This is a genomic window from Pseudomonas sp. RIT-To-2, from assembly GCF_029623465.1.
Taxonomy (GTDB): Bacteria; Pseudomonadota; Gammaproteobacteria; order Pseudomonadales; family Pseudomonadaceae; genus Aquipseudomonas; species Aquipseudomonas silvicola.
The window spans coordinates 28,054-44,717 of record NZ_JAPYKM010000010.1 but is presented as its reverse complement, the minus strand read 5'-3'; the positions used below and the strand labels follow the sequence as shown (position 1 = coordinate 44,717).

Here is a 16,664-nt window from a genome sequence, read left to right as displayed (position 1 = left end):
TGAGGCTCACTGATGAGCAAGCAGATTCCGCTGCACGACGTCACCCCACCGCCCCCCAAGGGCGAGGGCGTCGACCTGTACGCTTCGCGGGAGAAGATCTACACCCGGGCCTTCACCGGCGTGTTCCGCAACCTGCGGCGGGCGGGCGGGGCGTTTCTGTTTGCGTTGTACTTCGGCGTGGTGTGGCTGAACTGGGGTGGCCACCAGGCGGTGTGGTGGAACCTGCCAGAGCGCAAGTTCTACATTTTCGGGGCCACGTTCTGGCCCCAGGATTTCATCCTGCTGTCGGGCATTCTCATCGTCAGCGCCTTCGGGCTGTTCTTCATCACCGTGTTCGCAGGCAGGGTGTGGTGCGGCTACACCTGCCCGCAAAGCGTGTGGACATGGATTTTCATGTGGTGTGAAAAGGTCACCGAAGGCGACCGCAACCAGCGCATCAAACTGGACAAGGCGCCCCTGGGCGCCAGCAAATTCCTGCGCAAGCTGGCCAAGCACAGCCTGTGGCTGCTGATTGGCTTCGTCACGGGCATGACGTTCGTCGGCTACTTCTCGCCCATTCGCGAACTGGCTACCCAGTTCTTCACCGGCCATGCCGACGGCTGGGCGTATTTCTGGGTCGGTTTTTTCACCCTGGCCACCTACGGCAACGCCGGCTGGCTGCGCGAGCAGGTGTGTATCTACATGTGCCCTTACGCACGCTTCCAGAGCGTGATGTTCGACAAGGACACCCTCATCGTGTCCTACGACCCGCGCCGGGGCGAAAAACGCGGGCCACGCAAGAAAGACGCTGACTACCAGGCAATGGGCCTGGGCGACTGCATCGATTGCACGATGTGCGTGCAAGTGTGCCCTACGGGCATCGACATCCGCGACGGCCTGCAGATCGAGTGCATCGGCTGTGCGGCGTGCATCGATGCCTGCGACAGCATCATGGACAAGATGGATTACCCCCGCGGGCTGATCAGCTACACCACCGAGCACAACCTCAACGGCCAGCAGACTCACCCCCTGCGCCCGCGCCTGATCGCCTACGCCGTGGTGCTGCTGGTGATGATCGGCGTGCTGGCCGCAGCGTTCATGACCCGCACCCTGGTGGGTTTCGACGTCAGCAAGGACCGCGTGCTGTACCGGGAGAATGCCGAGGGCCGCGTCGAGAACGTCTATAGCCTGAAGATCATGAACAAGGACCAGCGCGCGCACACCTACCTGATCGAGGCCAGCGGCCTGCCTGACCTGCGCCTGCAGGGCAAGAACGAGGTGCGGGTGGCGGCTGGCGATATCGTCAGCTTGCCGGCCGAGTTGTCAGTGGCGCCGGAACATCTGCCCTCGAGCACCAACGAGGTGCAGTTCAGCCTCAGGGATGCCGACGATGGGGATGTGCACGTGCAAGCCAAAAGCCGTTTCATCGGCCCCCAAGTACGCTAAGGAACCCCATGTTCAACGCCACGGCCAACGCCGCTACCCCTTGGTACAAACACCTCTGGCCCTGGATTCTGATCGGCATGCTGCTGTGCTCGGTGGCCCTGACCCTGTCGATGGTGACCATCGCCGTGCGCCACCCCGACAACCTGGTGAATGACAACTACTACGAGGCCGGCAAGGGCATCAACCGTTCCCTTGACCGCGAACGCCTGGCCCAGGACCTGCAACAGCGCGCTGAAGTCAGCCTGGACAGCCTCACCGGCGAGGTCGACGTGCGCCTGAGCGGGCGCAGCCAGCCGGCGCAACTGACCCTGAACCTGATCTCCCCCACCCAGCCCGAGAAAGACCGGCGCATCGACCTCAACACCGCCGGTGGCGGCCGCTATGTAGGCCATGTGGTAGACAACGTCCAGGGCCGACGTTTCGTGGAGCTGCTGGGCGTGCAGGATGGCCAGACCTGGCGCTTGTTCGAGGAAGAACAGGTGGCGCCCGACAAACCCCTGGTGCTCGGCGATGAACCGCTGCAAGGCGCCGAAGACCTGCGTCGCTGAGATGCAAGCCAAGCGGCGACCCGCTGTGAACCCTATGAACACACCTGCCACCTGTTACCACTGCGCCCTGCCCGTTCCCGCGAGCCAGCGCTTTACCGCCACGGTGCTCGGCCAGCCCCGCGCGTTCTGCTGCCCGGGCTGCCAGGCCGTGGCCGAAGCCATTGTCGCTGGCGGCCTGCAAGGTTATTACCAGCACCGTGACCAGGCGTCGGCCAACCCCCAGGCCCTGCCCCGGCAACTGCCCGACGAACTGGCGCTGTACGACCGCGACGATGTCCAGCAACGCTTCGTGCATGGCCAGGGCGAACTGCGCGACGCGACCCTGATGGTCGAAGGCATCACCTGTGCCGCCTGCGGCTGGTTGATCGAAAAGCACCTGCGCGCCCTGCCCGGGGTAGTCGAGGCCCGCCTGAACCTGTCCAACCACCGCCTGTTCGTGCAATGGCACCCCGGCCAGCGTGCCCTCAGCGCGCTGCTCGGCGAACTGCGCCACATTGGTTATGCCGCGCACCCCTGGCAGGCCGACCGCGCCGCCGAACAGCTGGCCGCCGACAACCGGCGGGCACTACGTCAGCTAGGCGTGGCCGGGCTGCTATGGTTCCAGGCAATGATGGCGACCATGGCCACCTGGCCTACCTTCAACCTCGACCTCAGCCCGGAACTGCACGTCATTCTACGCTGGGTGGCGATGTTCCTGACCACACCCATCGTCTTCTACAGCTGCGCGCCGTTCTTTCGTGGCGCGGCCCGCGACCTGCGTACCCGCCACCTGACCATGGACGTCTCGGTCTCACTGGCGATCGGTGGCGCCTACACCGCCGGTATCTGGACCGCCATCAGCGGCAACGGCGACCTGTATTTCGACGCCGTGGGCATGTTCGCCCTGTTCCTGCTGAGCGGCCGCTACCTGGAACGCCGCGCCCGTGAACGCACCGCCGCCGCCACCGCGCAGTTGGTCAACCTGCTGCCCCCCTCCTGCCTGCGGCTGAACGCCCGGGGTATCGGCGAGCGCATCCTGCTCAGCGAGCTGGCATTGGGCGACCAGGTACAGGTATTGCCCGGCGCCGTGGTGCCTGCCGACGGCCTGATCGTGCAGGGGCAATCCAGTGTCGACGAGTCACTGCTGACAGGCGAATACTTGCCCCAGCCACGCCAGGCGGGCCAGCACGTCACCGCCGGCACCCTCAACGTCGACAGTAGCCTGACCGTGCGGGTCAGCGCCCTGGGCCAGGACACGCGCCTGTCCACCATCGTGCGCCTGCTGGAACGGGCCCAGGCCGAAAAACCGCGCCTGGCGCAATTGGCCGACCGTGCCGCCCAGTGGTTCCTGCTGTTTTCCCTGGCCTGCGCGGTGCTGGTCGGCCTGTGGTGGTGGCACCTGGACCCGGACCGAGCCTTTTGGGTGGTGCTGGCCATGCTGGTCGCCAACTGCCCCTGCGCCCTGTCGCTGGCCACGCCCACCGCACTGGCCACGGCCACCGGGAGCCTGCACCGCCTGGGCCTGCTGCTGACCCGCGGCCATGTGCTGGAAGGACTGAACCAGGTCAACACGGTAATCTTCGACAAGACCGGCACGCTGACCGAAGGCCGCCTGCAGCTGCACAGCATTAATCCCTTGGCCCATCGCGACAGTGATCACTGCCTGGCCCTGGCGGCCGCGCTGGAAAGCCACTCTGAGCACCCTATCGCACGCGCCTTCGGTATTGCCCAGTACACGGCCGAACAGGTCATCAGCCATCCAGGCCAAGGCCTGGAAGGCGTGGTCGACGGCCAGCGCCTGCGCATCGGTAACCCGGCGTGGGCGTGCGCGCTGGCAGGTATACCGCTGCCACCGGTACCCGACCCGCGCGGCCAATGGCTGCTGCTCGCCGACCCACACCAGGCGCTGGCCTGGTTCGGCCTGGACGACCGCCTGCGCGACGACGCCCGGGCTTTGCTGGATACCTGCCGGGTGCAGGGCTGGCAGACCGTGCTGCTGTCCGGCGACAGCTCGCCCATGGTTCAGCAAGTGGCTGACGAGTTGGGCATCGACCACGCCCGCGGCAGCCTGGCACCCGAGGCCAAGCTGGCTGAACTGCAACGCCTGCGCCATGAAGGCCGCACGGTGCTTGTTGTGGGCGATGGCGTCAACGACGTGCCTTTGCTCGCCGCCGCCGACATCAGCGTGGCCATGGGCAGCGCCACCGACCTTGCCAAGACCAGTGCCGACGCGGTGCTGTTGAACAACCGCCTGGGCACCCTGGTTCAGGCCATGGCGCTGGCCCGCCGCACTCGCCGCGTGATCATGCAGAACCTGGCCTGGGCGGCGTTGTACAATGGCCTGATGCTGCCCTTTGCCGCCGCTGGCTGGGTGACCCCGGTGTGGGCTGCGGTGGGCATGTCGGTCAGCTCCCTGACCGTGGTGCTCAATGCCCTGCGCCTGGCCCGGGCAACCCCCAGGCAGCGCCTGGCGCCCCTCCCCCTTGCCGCCGTCGAACCGGAGCCAGCATGCCCGCGCTCTATATCATGATCCCCGCCGCCCTGGTCATCGTCGCCATCGCCCTCTACGTGTTCTTCTGGGCCGTGGACAGCGGCCAGTACGATGACCTCGACAGCCCGGCCCACAGCATCCTGTTCGATGATCAGGACCCTATGCACCAGGCCGCCGTGAAACAGCCCCCCACCGCAGACAAGGCCCCGCCCGATGCCTGAACTGCTCCCGCAACTGGCCTCGGCGCTGGTGCTGGGCCTGCTGGGTGGCGGCCACTGCCTGGGCATGTGCGGCGGCCTGATGGGGGCCTTGACCCTGGCCATTCCCGCCGAGCAGCGGGGCCGCCGCCTGCGCCTGCTGCTGGGTTACAACCTGGGCCGCATCCTCAGCTACGCCGTCGCCGGCCTGCTGCTGGGCGTGGCCGGCTGGGCACTGGCCAACAGCCCGGCGGTCACCGCCTTGCGCGTGGCGGCGGCGTTGCTGCTGATCGCCATGGGCCTTTACCTGGGCGGCTGGTGGAGCGGCCTCACCTACATTGAACGCGCCGGCCGCGGCCTGTGGCGCCGGGTGCAACCGCTGGCCAACCGCCTGTTGCCGGTGCGCAGCGTGCCTCGCGCGATACTGCTGGGCGCGCTCTGGGGCTGGCTGCCCTGCGGCCTGGTCTACAGCACCTTGCTGTGGGCCGCCAGCCAGGGCAACGCGGCCCATAGCGCACTGCTGATGCTGGCTTTCGGCCTGGGCACCTGGCCGATACTGCTGGCCACGGGCCTGGCAGCGGAGCGCACGCGGCAGTTGTTACGGCGCCGTGGCGTGCGCGCGGCGGGCGGCATGCTGGTGGTGCTGTTCGGCCTGTGGACCCTGCCCGGCCCCCACCAGCACTGGCTGATGGGCCACTGAAAGCACCGTTGATGCACATCAATACCCCTTGGCACGCGCGTCCCTAGACTGGCAAACACGCACGCCAACCGGGGGAAACCCGCATGCTCGATACCCTTGCCTGGGACGATGACCTGATCCGCCGCCACGATCAGTCCGGCCCGCGCTATACCTCCTACCCAACCGCTGTCCAGTTCAACAACCAGGTAGGTTCCTTCGACCTGCTGCACGCCCTGCGCGACAGCCGCAAAGCCATGCGCCCCCTGTCGCTGTACGTGCACGTGCCGTTCTGCGCCAACATCTGTTACTACTGCGCCTGCAACAAGGTCATCACCAAGGACCGCGGCCGCAGCCAGGTGTACCTGCAGCGCCTGGAGCAGGAAATCCAGTTGCTCGCCTGCCATCTGGACCCACGCCAGAGCGTCGAGCAACTGCACCTGGGGGGCGGCACGCCCACCTTCCTCAGCCATGACGAGCTGCGCCAATTGATGGCCAGCCTGCGCAGCCATTTCAACCTGCGCCTGGACGACAGTGGTGACTACGGTATCGAGATCGACCCACGCGAGGCCGACTGGTCGACCATGGGGCTGTTGCGCGAGCTGGGCTTCAACCGGGTGAGCATCGGCGTGCAGGATTTCGACCCCCAGGTGCAGCGGGCCATCAACCGCCTGCAAAGCCTGGAAGAAACCCGCGCCATCATCGAGGCCGCACGCACGCTGCAATTTCGCTCAGTGAACCTGGACCTGATCTACGGGCTGCCTCGCCAGAGCGTCGACAGCTTCGCGCGCACGGTGGACGAGGTTATCCAGTTGCAGCCCGACCGCCTGTCCGTGTTCAACTACGCCCACCTGCCCGAACGTTTCTTGCCCCAGCGGCGCATCGACCACGTGCAACTGCCGCCGCCAGGGGTGAAGCTGCAGATGCTCAAGACCACGATCGAGCAACTGACCCGCGCCGGTTACCGCTACATCGGCATGGACCACTTCGCCCTGCCCGATGACGAACTGGCCATCGCCCAGGAAGAGGGTGAACTGCAGCGCAACTTCCAGGGGTATACCACCCACGGGCATTGCGACCTGATTGGCCTGGGGGTGTCCGCGATCAGCCAGGTGGGCGACCTGTACTGCCAGAACAGCAGCGACCTCAACGAGTACCAGAACGCCTTGGCGGACGCGCAACTGGCCACGGCGCGAGGCCTGGTGTGCGACGCCGATGACCGTGTGCGGCGGGCAGTGATCCAGCAGCTGATCTGCCATTTCGAGTTGGACTTCGCCACTATCGAGCAGCGCTTCAATATCGATTTTGCCGGTTACTTCGCGCAGGTCTGGCCGCCGTTGCAGACCATGGCCGATGACGGCCTGATCAGCCTGGACGCCCACGGCCTGCGCGTGCTGCCGGTGGGCAGGCTGCTGGTACGCGGGGTTTGCATGCTGTTTGATGTGCACCTGGGCGAGCAGCACCGCCAGCGCTTCTCCCGCGTGATCTGAGTATTACCTGGCCGCCAGCGTACCGGCCTTGAGCACCTGTTCAGGTGACAGGTCGAGGTCTTTCATGGCCTTGGCCAGGCTGACGTTGGCACTGACCAGCGCGGCATTCAAGCCGGCAATGGCGTTCTGCAACGCAGCCACGCGGGCCTGGCGTTGCTGGGGGTCCAGGTGCTGGTCGTTCATCACCGCCTGCAACTCGGCACGCTTCTCTTCCAGTTGCTTCTTCAGCGCGCGGATCATCTTCAGCGCCTGCTGAACACCGTCCGGCAGGCCGCTGTCTTCTATGTCCTGATTGTTACTTTCCGCCGCCGCCCTGGTCAGCCCGGCCCCAGACAGGGTCACGTGAACGGCTGCACTGGCTACAGGCCCCGTGCCATCATTGCTGGACGCGGGCTCCGTCGTATTGTCATGAATCTGCCATTGAGCACTCGTGCGGGTGCCAAGGGGGTCGAAAGTCAGCATCGCGGTGCTCCGTGCAGAGGGCCTGGTTCACTTTGTATCGACATTGAAATAAATTACTTGAGCCTTTGGGTGCGACTAAAGCGCGGCTGGTTTGATCCGTATCAAAGGGGTACCCTTACAGTCATTGTGTGTTTCACCAAAGGATTTGTACCGATGTCCGAGCCAGTCAAACTGCGCACTGTCACTCAGGCCCACTGCAAGGATTGCAGCCTGGCACCCCTGTGCCTGCCCCTGTCGTTGAACCTCGAAGACATGGACGCGTTGGACGAAATCGTCAAGCGCGGCCGCCCGCTGAAGAAAGGCGAGTTCCTGTTCCGCCAGGGGGACCGCTTCGGCTCCGTCTACGCCGTGCGCTCTGGTGCGCTGAAAACCTTCAGCCTCAGCGACGGTGGTGAAGAACAGATCACCGGCTTCCACCTGCCCAGCGAACTGGTGGGCCTGTCGGGCATGGACGCCGAGGCCTACCCGGTCTCGGCCCAGGCCCAGGAAACCACCTCGGTGTGCGAGATTCCGTTCGAGCGCCTGGACGAGTTGAGCGTGCAATTGCCGCAGCTGCGCCGCCAGCTCATGCGCGTGATGAGCCGGGAAATTCGTGATGACCAGCAGATGATGCTGTTGCTGTCGAAGAAGTCAGCCGACGAACGGATCGCCACCTTCCTGGTCAACCTGTCGGCGCGTTTCCGTGCCCGGGGTTTCTCGGCCAACCAGTTCCGCCTGAGCATGTCGCGCAACGAGATCGGCAACTACCTGGGGCTGGCGGTGGAGACGGTGTCGCGGGTGTTCACCCGCTTCCAGCAAAGCGAACTGCTGGCCGCCGAAGGCAAGGAAATCCATATCCTGGACCCTATCCAACTGTGCGCCCTGGCCGGCGGCACGCTGGAAGCCTGACTACGACCTGACCGATCGAACAGGTATACTGGCGGGCATATTTTGCCTGCCAGGACCTCGCCACGATGGTTATCGACACCTTCAGCTTCAAATCCCTGATCCGCCCCGTCGTGGACTTCCCCAAACCGGGTGTCATCTTCCGTGACATCACCCCGCTGTTCCAGTCGCCCAAGGCCCTGCGCATGGTGATCGACAGCTTCGTGCACCGTTACATCGACGCCGACTTCAGCCACATCGGCGCCATGGACGCGCGCGGCTTCCTGATCGGCTCCATCGTGGCCCATGAACTGAACAAGCCGCTCATTCTGTTCCGCAAGCAAGGCAAGCTGCCGGCCGACGTGTTGGCCGAAGGTTACAAGACCGAGTACGGCGAAGCGTTCCTGGAAGTGCACGCCGACAGCCTGTGCGAAGGCGACTCGGTGATTCTGTTCGACGACCTGATCGCCACCGGCGGCACCCTGATCGCCGCCGCCAACCTGGTGCGCCGCATGGGCGCGCGGGTGCACGAAGCCAGCGCCATCATCGACCTGCCGGAGTTGCTGGGTTCCCAGCGCCTGGAAGACATGGGCATCCCGACCTTCTGCCTGACCAACTTCGCCCTGACCGACATGTAGCCCTGAAGGGCGATGTGCCCGCAGCGGCGGCCGCAAGGCCGCAGCTGCAAGGTCACGTTTGCGCGATTAAAGGGAGATGGGCTTGCGGCCTGCGAAGGAATGCGCCAGGGTGCCGCCATCGACCATTTCCAGTTCGCCGCCCAACGGCACGCCGTGGGCAATGCGCGAGGCGGTCAAGCCCTTGCTGGTCAGCAACTGCGCGATGTAATGAGCCGTTGCCTCGCCTTCCACGGTGGGGTTGGTGGCCAGGATCACTTCAGTGAAGCTGCCCTGCTCTTCGATACGCGCCATCAATTGCGGAATGCCGATGGCCTCTGGCCCCAGCCCGTCCAAAGGCGACAGGTGGCCCTTGAGCACGAAGTAACGGCCGCGATAACCGGTCTGCTCCACCGCGTAAACGTCCATCGGCCCTTCCACCACGCACAGCAGGCTGTCGTCACGGCGATGGTCGGCACATTGCGGGCACAGCTCTTCTTCGGTCAAGGTGCGGCACTGGCGACAGTGGCCCACCCCCTCCATGGCCTGGCTCAGGGCCTGGGCCAGCCGGGTGCCGCCACTGCGATCGCGCTCCAGCAATTGCAGCGCCATGCGCTGGGCGGTTTTCTGACCCACGCCTGGCAAAATGCGCAGGGCGTCGATCAGTTGGCGGATCAAAGGGCTGAAACTCATGGGGTCAATGCCTGGCAAAAAACAACGAGACGCGGTTTATACCCGCGCCCCAGGGTGGCGTCAAATGCTCACGCGTCTGAAACCTTGACCACCAGCTTGCCGAAATTGTGCCCCTGCAGCAGGCCGATGAACGCTTCGGGCGCCGCCTCCAGCCCATCCACCACGTGCTCGCGGTAGCGCACCTTGCCGTCGCGTACCCATGGCACCATGGCGGCCAGGAATTCGGCATGCCGGTCGCCGAAATCGTCGAACACGATGAAGCCTTGCATGCGGATACGCTTGGTCAGCAACAAGCGTGGCAACAGCGACAGGCGGTCCGGCCCCTTGGGCAATTCGGTGGCGTTGTAGGCAGCGATCAGGCCACACACCGGAATGCGCGCGCGGGGGTTGAGCAGTGGCATCACCGCTTCGAACACCGCACCGCCGACGTTTTCGAAATACACGTCGATGCCCTGGTCACAGACCGCAGCCAGGTCCTGGGCAAAGGTCGGCGACTTGTGGTCAACGCAGGCATCGAAGCCCAACTCGTCCACAACATAGCGGCACTTGTCGGCACCGCCGGCCACGCCCACCACTTTCAGGCCCTTGAGCTTGGCCACCTGGCCGACCACCGAGCCCACGGCGCCGGACGCCGCCGCCACCACCAGGGTTTCGCCAGCCTGTGGTTGGCCAATGTGCATCAGGCCCATGTAGGCGGTCATGCCGGGCATGCCCAACACGCCCAACGCCAGTGACGGCGAAGGAATGCCGGCAGGCAGTACCACCAGGTCATCGCCCTTGGCGATGCTGTGGGTCTGCCAGCCAGTGCTGCCGACCACCTGGTCGCCGGGTTGGAATCTGGGATGGCGCGACTGCTCGACCACGCTGACCGCGCCGCCGGTCATCACTTCGCCAATCTGCACGGGGGCGGCGTAGGACGGTGCATCGCTCATGCGCCCACGCATGTAGGGGTCCAGGGACAGGTACAGCGTGCGCAGCAGCACCTGGCCGTCTTCCAGCTCAGGCAGGGCCTGGCGCTCCAGGCGGAAGTTCTCGGGGGTAGGCGCGCCCTTGGGGCGCGAGGCCAGCACGAAGCGCTGGTTGAGGATCAGGTCCTGGGACATGGGGGGCTCCTTGGTTAGGACAACACTCTAGACCAGACCGTGACGGGGTTGAAGGCGTTCAACCTTTTGCGGCCGAGCCACATGGGCATGCCTGGTCAACAGCAAGGGCAGAAACGACGATGCCAGGCATGAGCCTGGCATCGGGGTGCAGCGCAACGCGCCTTAGAACGGCATCTTGAAGCCCGGCGGCAGTTGCATGCCGGCGGTCATGCCGCCCATCTTGTCCTGGCTGGCAGCTTCGATCTTGCGCACGGCGTCGTTGACGGCGGCGGCGATCAGGTCTTCCAGCACTTCCTTGTCTTCCTGCATCAGGCTGTCATCCAGGCTGATGCGCTTGACGTCGTGGCGACCGGTCATCACCACGCTCACCAGGCCAGCACCGGATTGGCCGGTCACTTCGGCGTTGGCCAGTTCTTCCTGCATCTTGGCCATTTTTTCCTGCATCTGCTGGGCCTGCTTCATCAGGCCGGCCATGCCACCTTTCATCATGGGGATCACCTCATCGGTTGTTTGGTTTGCCGTGCCGTACGCGCCGAGGCAACGTACCGCACGTGGTTAACGGGTTACTGGCTTTGGCTGACCAACGCCTCGACAGGTTCAATAGTATCCTCACGCACCACCGCGCCGAACTGCCGAATCATCTGCTGGATGAACGGATCGCTGTGGATCGACGCCTCCGCCTCACCCTGGCGCTCGGCACGCCGACGGGCGGCGGCCTGGGCCGGGGTTTCCTGTTCCGGGCGGATCAGCTCGATGGTCAGCGTCAGGGTGCGCCCGTGGTACTGGTTCAGCGCGTCATTCAGGCGCCGCTGCTGGGTGCTGTTGAACAGCGCGCTGTGCGCCGGGTCCAGGTGCAGCAACCAGTGGTCGCCGTCCACGGCGATCAGGCTGCAGTTGGCGGCAATGCTGCCGGTCATGCCGGAAATCGGCAGTTTCGAGAACAGTTCCAGCCATTGCAGGGCCAGGCCCGTGGCCGGCATCGAGGCCGGCAGCGGCTCCGGTTCCGGCGTCGGCTCCGGCACGCTTTCGCTGGCAAGGTCGTCCAGGTAGCTGTAGGAGGCGCTGTCGATGTCCGGCTCGTAATAATCTTCATCCAGCGGCGGCTCGTCGTCCCGGTCCATGCCGGCAGGCACATACTCCACAGGCGGCAAATCGACCTCCGGCGCCGCCGGTACCACGCTGGCCGGCACCGGTGTCGGCATCGGCGTCAGGGCCGGCTGTTCAGCCACCACGTCCAGCACCGGCTCTTCCGTCGGCACGGGCAGCGGATCGGGCTCGACGGCCGGCGCCGGCGACGGCTCGATCGCCTTGGGCTCGTTCCAGGGCAGGTCGACCTCTTCGACCACCGGCGTTGGCTCGGGGGCTGGCGCAGGCACCGCCTCGGGCGGCTTCGGCGCAGGTGCAGGGGCAGGGGCAGGTGCTGGCGCAACGACCGGTACCGGCGCAGGTGCGGCAATGGCCACCGGGGCAGTAGCGGTAGCCGGGGCTTGCGGGGACTCAGCCGTGGCTTGGCTGGTCCCCACCGGCTTTAACACCGGCCTTGGTGCATCGCCGGTATCCGCTGGGCGGAACGCCAGCATGCGCAGCAGCACCATCTCGAAACCGCTGCGCGGGTCCGGTGCCAGTGGCAGGTCGCGGCGGCCGATCAGGCCCATCTGGTAATAGAATTGCACGTCTTCGGCGGGCAGCGCCTGGGCCACCGCCAGCACGCGGTCGCGGTCGCCATGGCCGTTGTCGACGGCGTCCGGCAGGGCCTGGGCCACCGCCACGCGGTGCAGCACATTGAGCATTTCCGACAGCACGCCGTTCCAGTCCGGGCCCTGTTCGGCCAAGTGGCGCACGGCTTCCAGGAGGGCACGAGCGTCACCTTCGAGCAACGCCTGCAGCACGCCGTACACCTGGCCGTGGTCCAGGGTGCCAAGCATGGCACGCACGTCAGCGGCCAGGACCTTGCCTTCACCGAAGGCGATGGCCTGGTCGGTGAGGCTCATGGCGTCGCGCATGGAGCCATCGGCGGCGCGCCCCAGCAGCCACAGGGCGTCGTCTTCGTACGGCACGTTCTCGGCACCCAGCACATGGCTCAGGTGCTCCACCACGCGCTCGGGGGTCATGTTCTTCAACGAGAACTGCAGGCAACGCGACAGAATGGTTGCCGGCAGCTTCTGCGGGTCGGTGGTCGCCAGGATGAACTTGACGTAGGGCGGCGGCTCTTCCAGCGTCTTGAGCAGGGCGTTGAACGAGTGGCTGGAGAGCATGTGCACTTCGTCGATCAGGTAGACCTTGAAGCGCCCGCGGCTTGGTGCGTACTGCACGTTGTCGAGCAGTTCGCGGGTGTCTTCGACCTTGGTGCGGCTGGCGGCGTCGATCTCGATCAGGTCGACGAAGCGCCCCTCGTCGATCTCCCGGCACACCGAGCACTCGCCGCAGGGGGTGGAGGTAATGCCGGTCTCGCAGTTCACGCACTTGGCGATGATACGGGCGATGGTGGTCTTGCCTACCCCGCGGGTACCGGTAAACAGGTAGGCATGGTGCAACCGCTGGTTGTCCAGCGCGTTGATCAGAGCCTTGAGCACATGGGTCTGGCCAACCATTTCGCGGAAGGAGCGCGGACGCCATTTACGTGCAAGAACCTGATAACTCATCGAAAACCGTCGCAACTAGAATGCCAAAGACCGCTAATCGTAGCGGAGCAGGGGCAAAAAAGCATCCAATGGCTTGCCTAACTTGTGTTACAGCGCCTCGGCATCATACAGCGCCGCCCGGCCGATCACGGTTCCAGCCGCCAGCAGGGCCCCCGGGGCCAGTACCGCGTTGGCGCCCAGGCGCGAACCGTCGCCGATCAGCGCGCCGAACTTGTCACTGCCGGTGGCGGTCAGCACCCCGCCCAACCTCACCCGCACCTGCTTGTCGGCCCGCTCGTTGCGGTAGTTGCAGACGATACTGCCCGCCTCCAGGTTCACGTCGCGGCCCAGCACCGAGTCACCGACGAAATTGAAATGCGCCAGCTTGCTGCCGGCGAAGAGGAAGGACGTCTTCAGTTCCGCCCCGGGCCCGATGATGCAACCCTCGCCCAACCAGCAGCCACCGCGCAACAAGGCGCCGGCGGCAATGAAACACCCCGGCCCGACCACCAGCGGCCCCTTCAGCAACGCGCCGGGCTCGACCGTGGCCGAGCGGTGAATGGCCTGGCCATCGGCGATGCGGTATTGGTCGGGTGAAACCCCGGCCAGCCATGCGGCCACCAGGCCAGGGGCGTCGGCCACCAGCGCCCAGGGGCTCATGCCCGCCCAGGGTTGCCAGGCTGGCAGGGTGAAATCGTGCAGGTATTCGCTCAAGTCAAACATGGGAACCGTCCGCGTCCAGGCAGTGAGACCAACGACTATAAAGAGCACAGGCAACCCAAACCATCAGACTATTCCCACCAGAGGGCAGGAAGTGTCCGGTAATGCTGGCATTTTCATCTTGGGCCGGCAGATAGTGGCTACGCTTTGGCTTGCATGTCCATTCATGGCACGGAGCAGCCGATGCGCCTGACCCTGACCGCGCTGGTCCTGGTGGCCGGCCAATGCCTGGGGGCCCAAGCCCCCTTGCGGTTTTCCATCGCCGAGAGCTGGGCCATGCCACTGGTCAAGGTGGAGGACAACCAACCCGTCCAGGGCATTCTCTACGACCTGATGCGCAGCCTTGCCCGCCAGGTGGGCTCACCCGCCGAGTTTCATGTCATCGCCCGCCTGCGCCTGCAGGCCGCCATGGAACGCGGCGACGTCGACGTGCGCTGCTACGCCGCCCAGTCGTGGCTGCCAGGCCTCAGCGGTGACTATATCTGGAGCCTGCCGCTGATCACCCAGCGCGACTACCTGGTGGCCCGGCCTGGGGACGACGCCAGCGTGAACCTTGCCGGCCTGGCCCCGCAACCCATAGGCACCGTGCTGGGCTACACCTATGACGCCCTGCAGGCGCGGTTCGCCAGCGGCCAACTGAGCCGCGACGATGCCCGCGGCCAGGACCAGGTACTGCATAAACTGCAAGCGGGGCGCTATCGCTATGCCGTGGCCAACAAACTGTCGCTGGACTGGTTCAACCACCTGCTGCCCGCGGACCAGCGACTGCGCCCGGTGGCCTTTGTCGAAGAACAAGGGTTGGGGTGCTATGTGCGCAACGACCCGGCGGTACCGGTACAACGCATCTTGCGCACCCTGCTGCGCATGAAGATGTCCGGCGAGATCGATGACCTGGTGCGCCGCTACACCCAGGCCGCCACGCCCTGATGGCCGTTGCCGTTGGCCCGGGCCTTTCGGGTTGAAGCAAGCCACACCCGTGTGGGGAGACATTGCCAAGCAATGCTATGATCGCCGTCATTATCGTTCAGGACTCGCTCCCGCCCCATGGACTATCGCAAACCCTCCGACCGCAAAAGCATGCATGCGCGCATCGTCCAGGAAATCGGCATGCAGATCGTTTCCGGGCGTCTGAAGCCCGATGACAAGCTGCCCGCCGAGGCGTTGCTGTGCGAGGAGTACGCGGTGAGCCGGCCAGTGCTGCGCGAAGCGACACGGGTGCTGGTGGCCAAGGGGCTGGTGTATTCCAAGCCGCGGGTGGGCACGGTGGTCAAGGGCCGCCGCGACTGGCACCTGCTGGACCCGGACGTGCTGCACTGGCTGATGCAGAGCAGCCCGCAGAACGAGTTTTTCGCGCTGCTGACCAGTGTCAGGGCGATCATCGAGCCCGCAGCCGCGGCGCTGGCGGCGCAGCATGCGACGGTCGAGGACCTCCAGGCCATCGGTGAAGCCTATGAACGCATGGAGGCCGCGCCGACACCCGAAGCACTGCTGCAGCCTGACCTGGACTTCCACAGCCGCATTGCCGAGGCCACCCACAACGACCTGCTGGCCCACCTGTGCAACATGCTGGCGCTGGCCCTGCGCGAGGCACTGAAGCATTCCAACCAGCGGCCGAACCTCCATGAGCTGGCGATGCCCCGGCACAAGGCCATCCTCACGGCCATCGAAAACCGCGACGCCCTGGCGGCGCGCCAGGCCACGCTGGTGCAGCTGGACGATGCACGCAATGCATTGGGGATGGTACTGGGGTCGGAATTGACCCTTTGAACGCAGGTGTGCCTGATCGCGCGCGTCACAGCCGCCGCGCAGTACAGGGCACACCGCAGGATGAGCGCCCACACAGGTCAGTTGCGGCCAAAAGGCCTTGGCGGCACTGATCAGCCGCGCATGCGGCTCCAGAGTTTGCCGGCCACCGACACTACCGCCAGCACCACGGCACCCGCCGCGACGCCCAGCACGCCGTTGAGCAGGGCCATGGTCACGCTGCCGCCGACGCTTTCTACCCAGTGATGAAGCGGTGCGATGCCGTGCACTAGAATGCCGCCACCCACCAGGAACATCGCCGCCGTGCCAACCACCGACAGGGTCTTCATCATGTACGGCGCCGCCCGCAGGATGCCGCCACCCACGGCGCGGGTCAGGCCACCTTTACGCTGAGTCATCCACAGGCCCAGGTCGTCGAGCTTGACGATGCCGCCCACCAGCCCGTAAACACCCACGGTCATCACCAAGGCAATGATGCTCATCACCACCACCTGCTGCATCAGCGGCGAATCAGCGACGATACCCAGGGTGATGGCAATGATTTCCGCCGAGAGGATGAAGTCAGTGCGCACCGCGCCCTTGATCTTGTCCTTCTCGTAGGCCACCAGGTCCACGGCGGGGTCGGCCGCCGCCGCGCTCAGGGCCGCGTGCTCGGCATCACCTTCCTGCTTGCGGTGCAAAAAGGAATGCGCCAGCTTCTCGAAGCCTTCAAAGCACAGGTACGCACCGCCTACCATCAGCAAGGGTGTCACCGCCCACGGGGCGAAGGCGCTGATGGCGAGGGCGGCTGGCACCAGGATCACCTTGTTGCGCAACGAGCCCTTGGCCACCGCCCATACCACCGGCAGTTCCCGCTCGGCGCGCACACCGGAAACCTGCTGGGCGTTGAGCGCCAGGTCGTCGCCCAGCACCCCGGTGGTCTGTTTGGCCGCGACCTTGGTCATTACCGAGACGTCGTCGAGCACCGCGGCGATGTCGTCCAGCAACACCAGCAGACTGCTTCCTGCCATAAGAATC

At 65.4% G+C, this 16,664-nt stretch carries 17 protein-coding genes; 10 read left to right on the top strand and 7 right to left on the bottom strand.

Going from position 1 to position 16,664, the window contains the following annotated elements:
- Positions 1 to 12: 12 nt before the first annotated feature.
- From ccoG to hemN, 6 genes are all read left to right on the top strand, one after another.
- Positions 13 to 1,425 (top strand): cytochrome c oxidase accessory protein CcoG, encoded by a 1,413-nt coding sequence (gene ccoG, locus QBK88_RS11505; protein WP_277962129.1) that lies wholly within the window; start codon positions 13 to 15, stop codon positions 1,423 to 1,425.
- Positions 1,426 to 1,433: 8 nt separating this feature from the next.
- Positions 1,434 to 1,973 carry a FixH family protein gene (locus tag QBK88_RS11500; protein WP_268149773.1) on the top strand — a complete coding sequence of 180 codons (540 nt, stop codon included), beginning with the start codon at positions 1,434 to 1,436 and terminating at the stop codon, positions 1,971 to 1,973.
- A gap of 34 nt (positions 1,974 to 2,007) precedes the next feature.
- A complete protein-coding gene (locus QBK88_RS11495; protein WP_277962128.1) occupies positions 2,008 to 4,482 on the top strand; it encodes a heavy metal translocating P-type ATPase in 2,475 nt (824 codons plus the stop codon).
- On the top strand, positions 4,461 to 4,664 hold the full coding sequence (ccoS, locus tag QBK88_RS11490) for a cbb3-type cytochrome oxidase assembly protein CcoS (RefSeq protein WP_277962127.1): 204 nt from the start codon (positions 4,461 to 4,463) through the stop codon (positions 4,662 to 4,664). The genes QBK88_RS11495 and ccoS overlap by 22 nt, the downstream gene beginning before the upstream one ends.
- Positions 4,657 to 5,340 (top strand): urease accessory protein UreH domain-containing protein, encoded by a 684-nt coding sequence (locus QBK88_RS11485; RefSeq protein ID WP_277962126.1) that lies wholly within the window; start codon positions 4,657 to 4,659, stop codon positions 5,338 to 5,340. Before ccoS ends, QBK88_RS11485 begins: the two co-directional genes overlap by 8 nt.
- Positions 5,341 to 5,423: 83 nt before the next feature.
- Entirely contained in the window at positions 5,424 to 6,806 is a 1,383-nt protein-coding gene (gene hemN / locus QBK88_RS11480; protein WP_277962125.1) for an oxygen-independent coproporphyrinogen III oxidase, read from the top strand.
- Positions 6,807 to 6,809: 3 nt separating this feature from the next.
- Here the strand turns inward: hemN and QBK88_RS11475 are convergent, their stop codons facing one another.
- Positions 6,810 to 7,268 (bottom strand): hypothetical protein, encoded by a 459-nt coding sequence (locus QBK88_RS11475; RefSeq protein WP_277962124.1) that lies wholly within the window; start codon positions 7,266 to 7,268, stop codon positions 6,810 to 6,812.
- Positions 7,269 to 7,421: 153 nt separating this feature from the next.
- Between QBK88_RS11475 and fnrA the strand changes: the two genes are divergently transcribed.
- Both fnrA and QBK88_RS11465 read left to right on the top strand, forming a co-directional pair.
- Positions 7,422 to 8,156, top strand: a complete 735-nt coding sequence (gene fnrA, locus QBK88_RS11470) for a Crp/Fnr family transcriptional regulator FnrA (protein WP_268149761.1) — start codon at positions 7,422 to 7,424, stop codon at positions 8,154 to 8,156.
- A 65-nt stretch (positions 8,157 to 8,221) separates the two neighbouring features.
- On the top strand, positions 8,222 to 8,770 hold the full coding sequence (locus QBK88_RS11465; protein WP_158152648.1) for an adenine phosphoribosyltransferase: 549 nt from the start codon (positions 8,222 to 8,224) through the stop codon (positions 8,768 to 8,770).
- A 66-nt stretch (positions 8,771 to 8,836) separates the two neighbouring features.
- Here the strand turns inward: QBK88_RS11465 and recR are convergent, their stop codons facing one another.
- The 5 genes from recR to QBK88_RS11440 all read right to left on the bottom strand — a co-directional run bounded on the left by recR (position 8,837) and on the right by QBK88_RS11440 (position 13,886).
- Entirely contained in the window at positions 8,837 to 9,439 is a 603-nt protein-coding gene (recR, locus tag QBK88_RS11460; protein WP_268149757.1) for a recombination mediator RecR, read from the bottom strand.
- Positions 9,440 to 9,507: 68 nt separating this feature from the next.
- Entirely contained in the window at positions 9,508 to 10,542 is a 1,035-nt protein-coding gene (locus tag QBK88_RS11455) for an MDR family NADP-dependent oxidoreductase (protein ID WP_277962123.1), read from the bottom strand.
- Between the two features lie 162 nt (positions 10,543 to 10,704).
- Positions 10,705 to 11,031: a YbaB/EbfC family nucleoid-associated protein gene (locus tag QBK88_RS11450; RefSeq protein WP_268149753.1), complete on the bottom strand. Its 327-nt coding sequence runs from the start codon at positions 11,029 to 11,031 to the stop codon at positions 10,705 to 10,707.
- A gap of 74 nt (positions 11,032 to 11,105) precedes the next feature.
- Positions 11,106 to 13,184 (bottom strand): DNA polymerase III subunit gamma/tau, encoded by a 2,079-nt coding sequence (gene dnaX / locus QBK88_RS11445; protein WP_277962122.1) that lies wholly within the window; start codon positions 13,182 to 13,184, stop codon positions 11,106 to 11,108.
- Between the two features lie 87 nt (positions 13,185 to 13,271).
- On the bottom strand, positions 13,272 to 13,886 hold the full coding sequence (locus tag QBK88_RS11440) for an LpxA family transferase (protein WP_277962121.1): 615 nt from the start codon (positions 13,884 to 13,886) through the stop codon (positions 13,272 to 13,274).
- Positions 13,887 to 14,066: 180 nt separating this feature from the next.
- Between QBK88_RS11440 and QBK88_RS11435 the strand changes: the two genes are divergently transcribed.
- On the top strand, positions 14,067 to 14,810 hold the full coding sequence (locus QBK88_RS11435; RefSeq protein WP_277962120.1) for a transporter substrate-binding domain-containing protein: 744 nt from the start codon (positions 14,067 to 14,069) through the stop codon (positions 14,808 to 14,810).
- A gap of 117 nt (positions 14,811 to 14,927) precedes the next feature.
- Positions 14,928 to 15,650, top strand: coding sequence for a FadR/GntR family transcriptional regulator (locus QBK88_RS11430; RefSeq protein WP_268149745.1), 723 nt, complete (start codon positions 14,928 to 14,930; stop codon positions 15,648 to 15,650).
- 110 nt (positions 15,651 to 15,760) lie between these two features.
- Here the strand turns inward: QBK88_RS11430 and QBK88_RS11425 are convergent, their stop codons facing one another.
- Complete coding sequence (locus tag QBK88_RS11425; RefSeq protein ID WP_277962119.1) at positions 15,761 to 16,657, bottom strand: DUF808 domain-containing protein; 897 nt, start codon at positions 16,655 to 16,657, stop codon at positions 15,761 to 15,763.
- Positions 16,658 to 16,664: the final 7 nt, after the last annotated feature.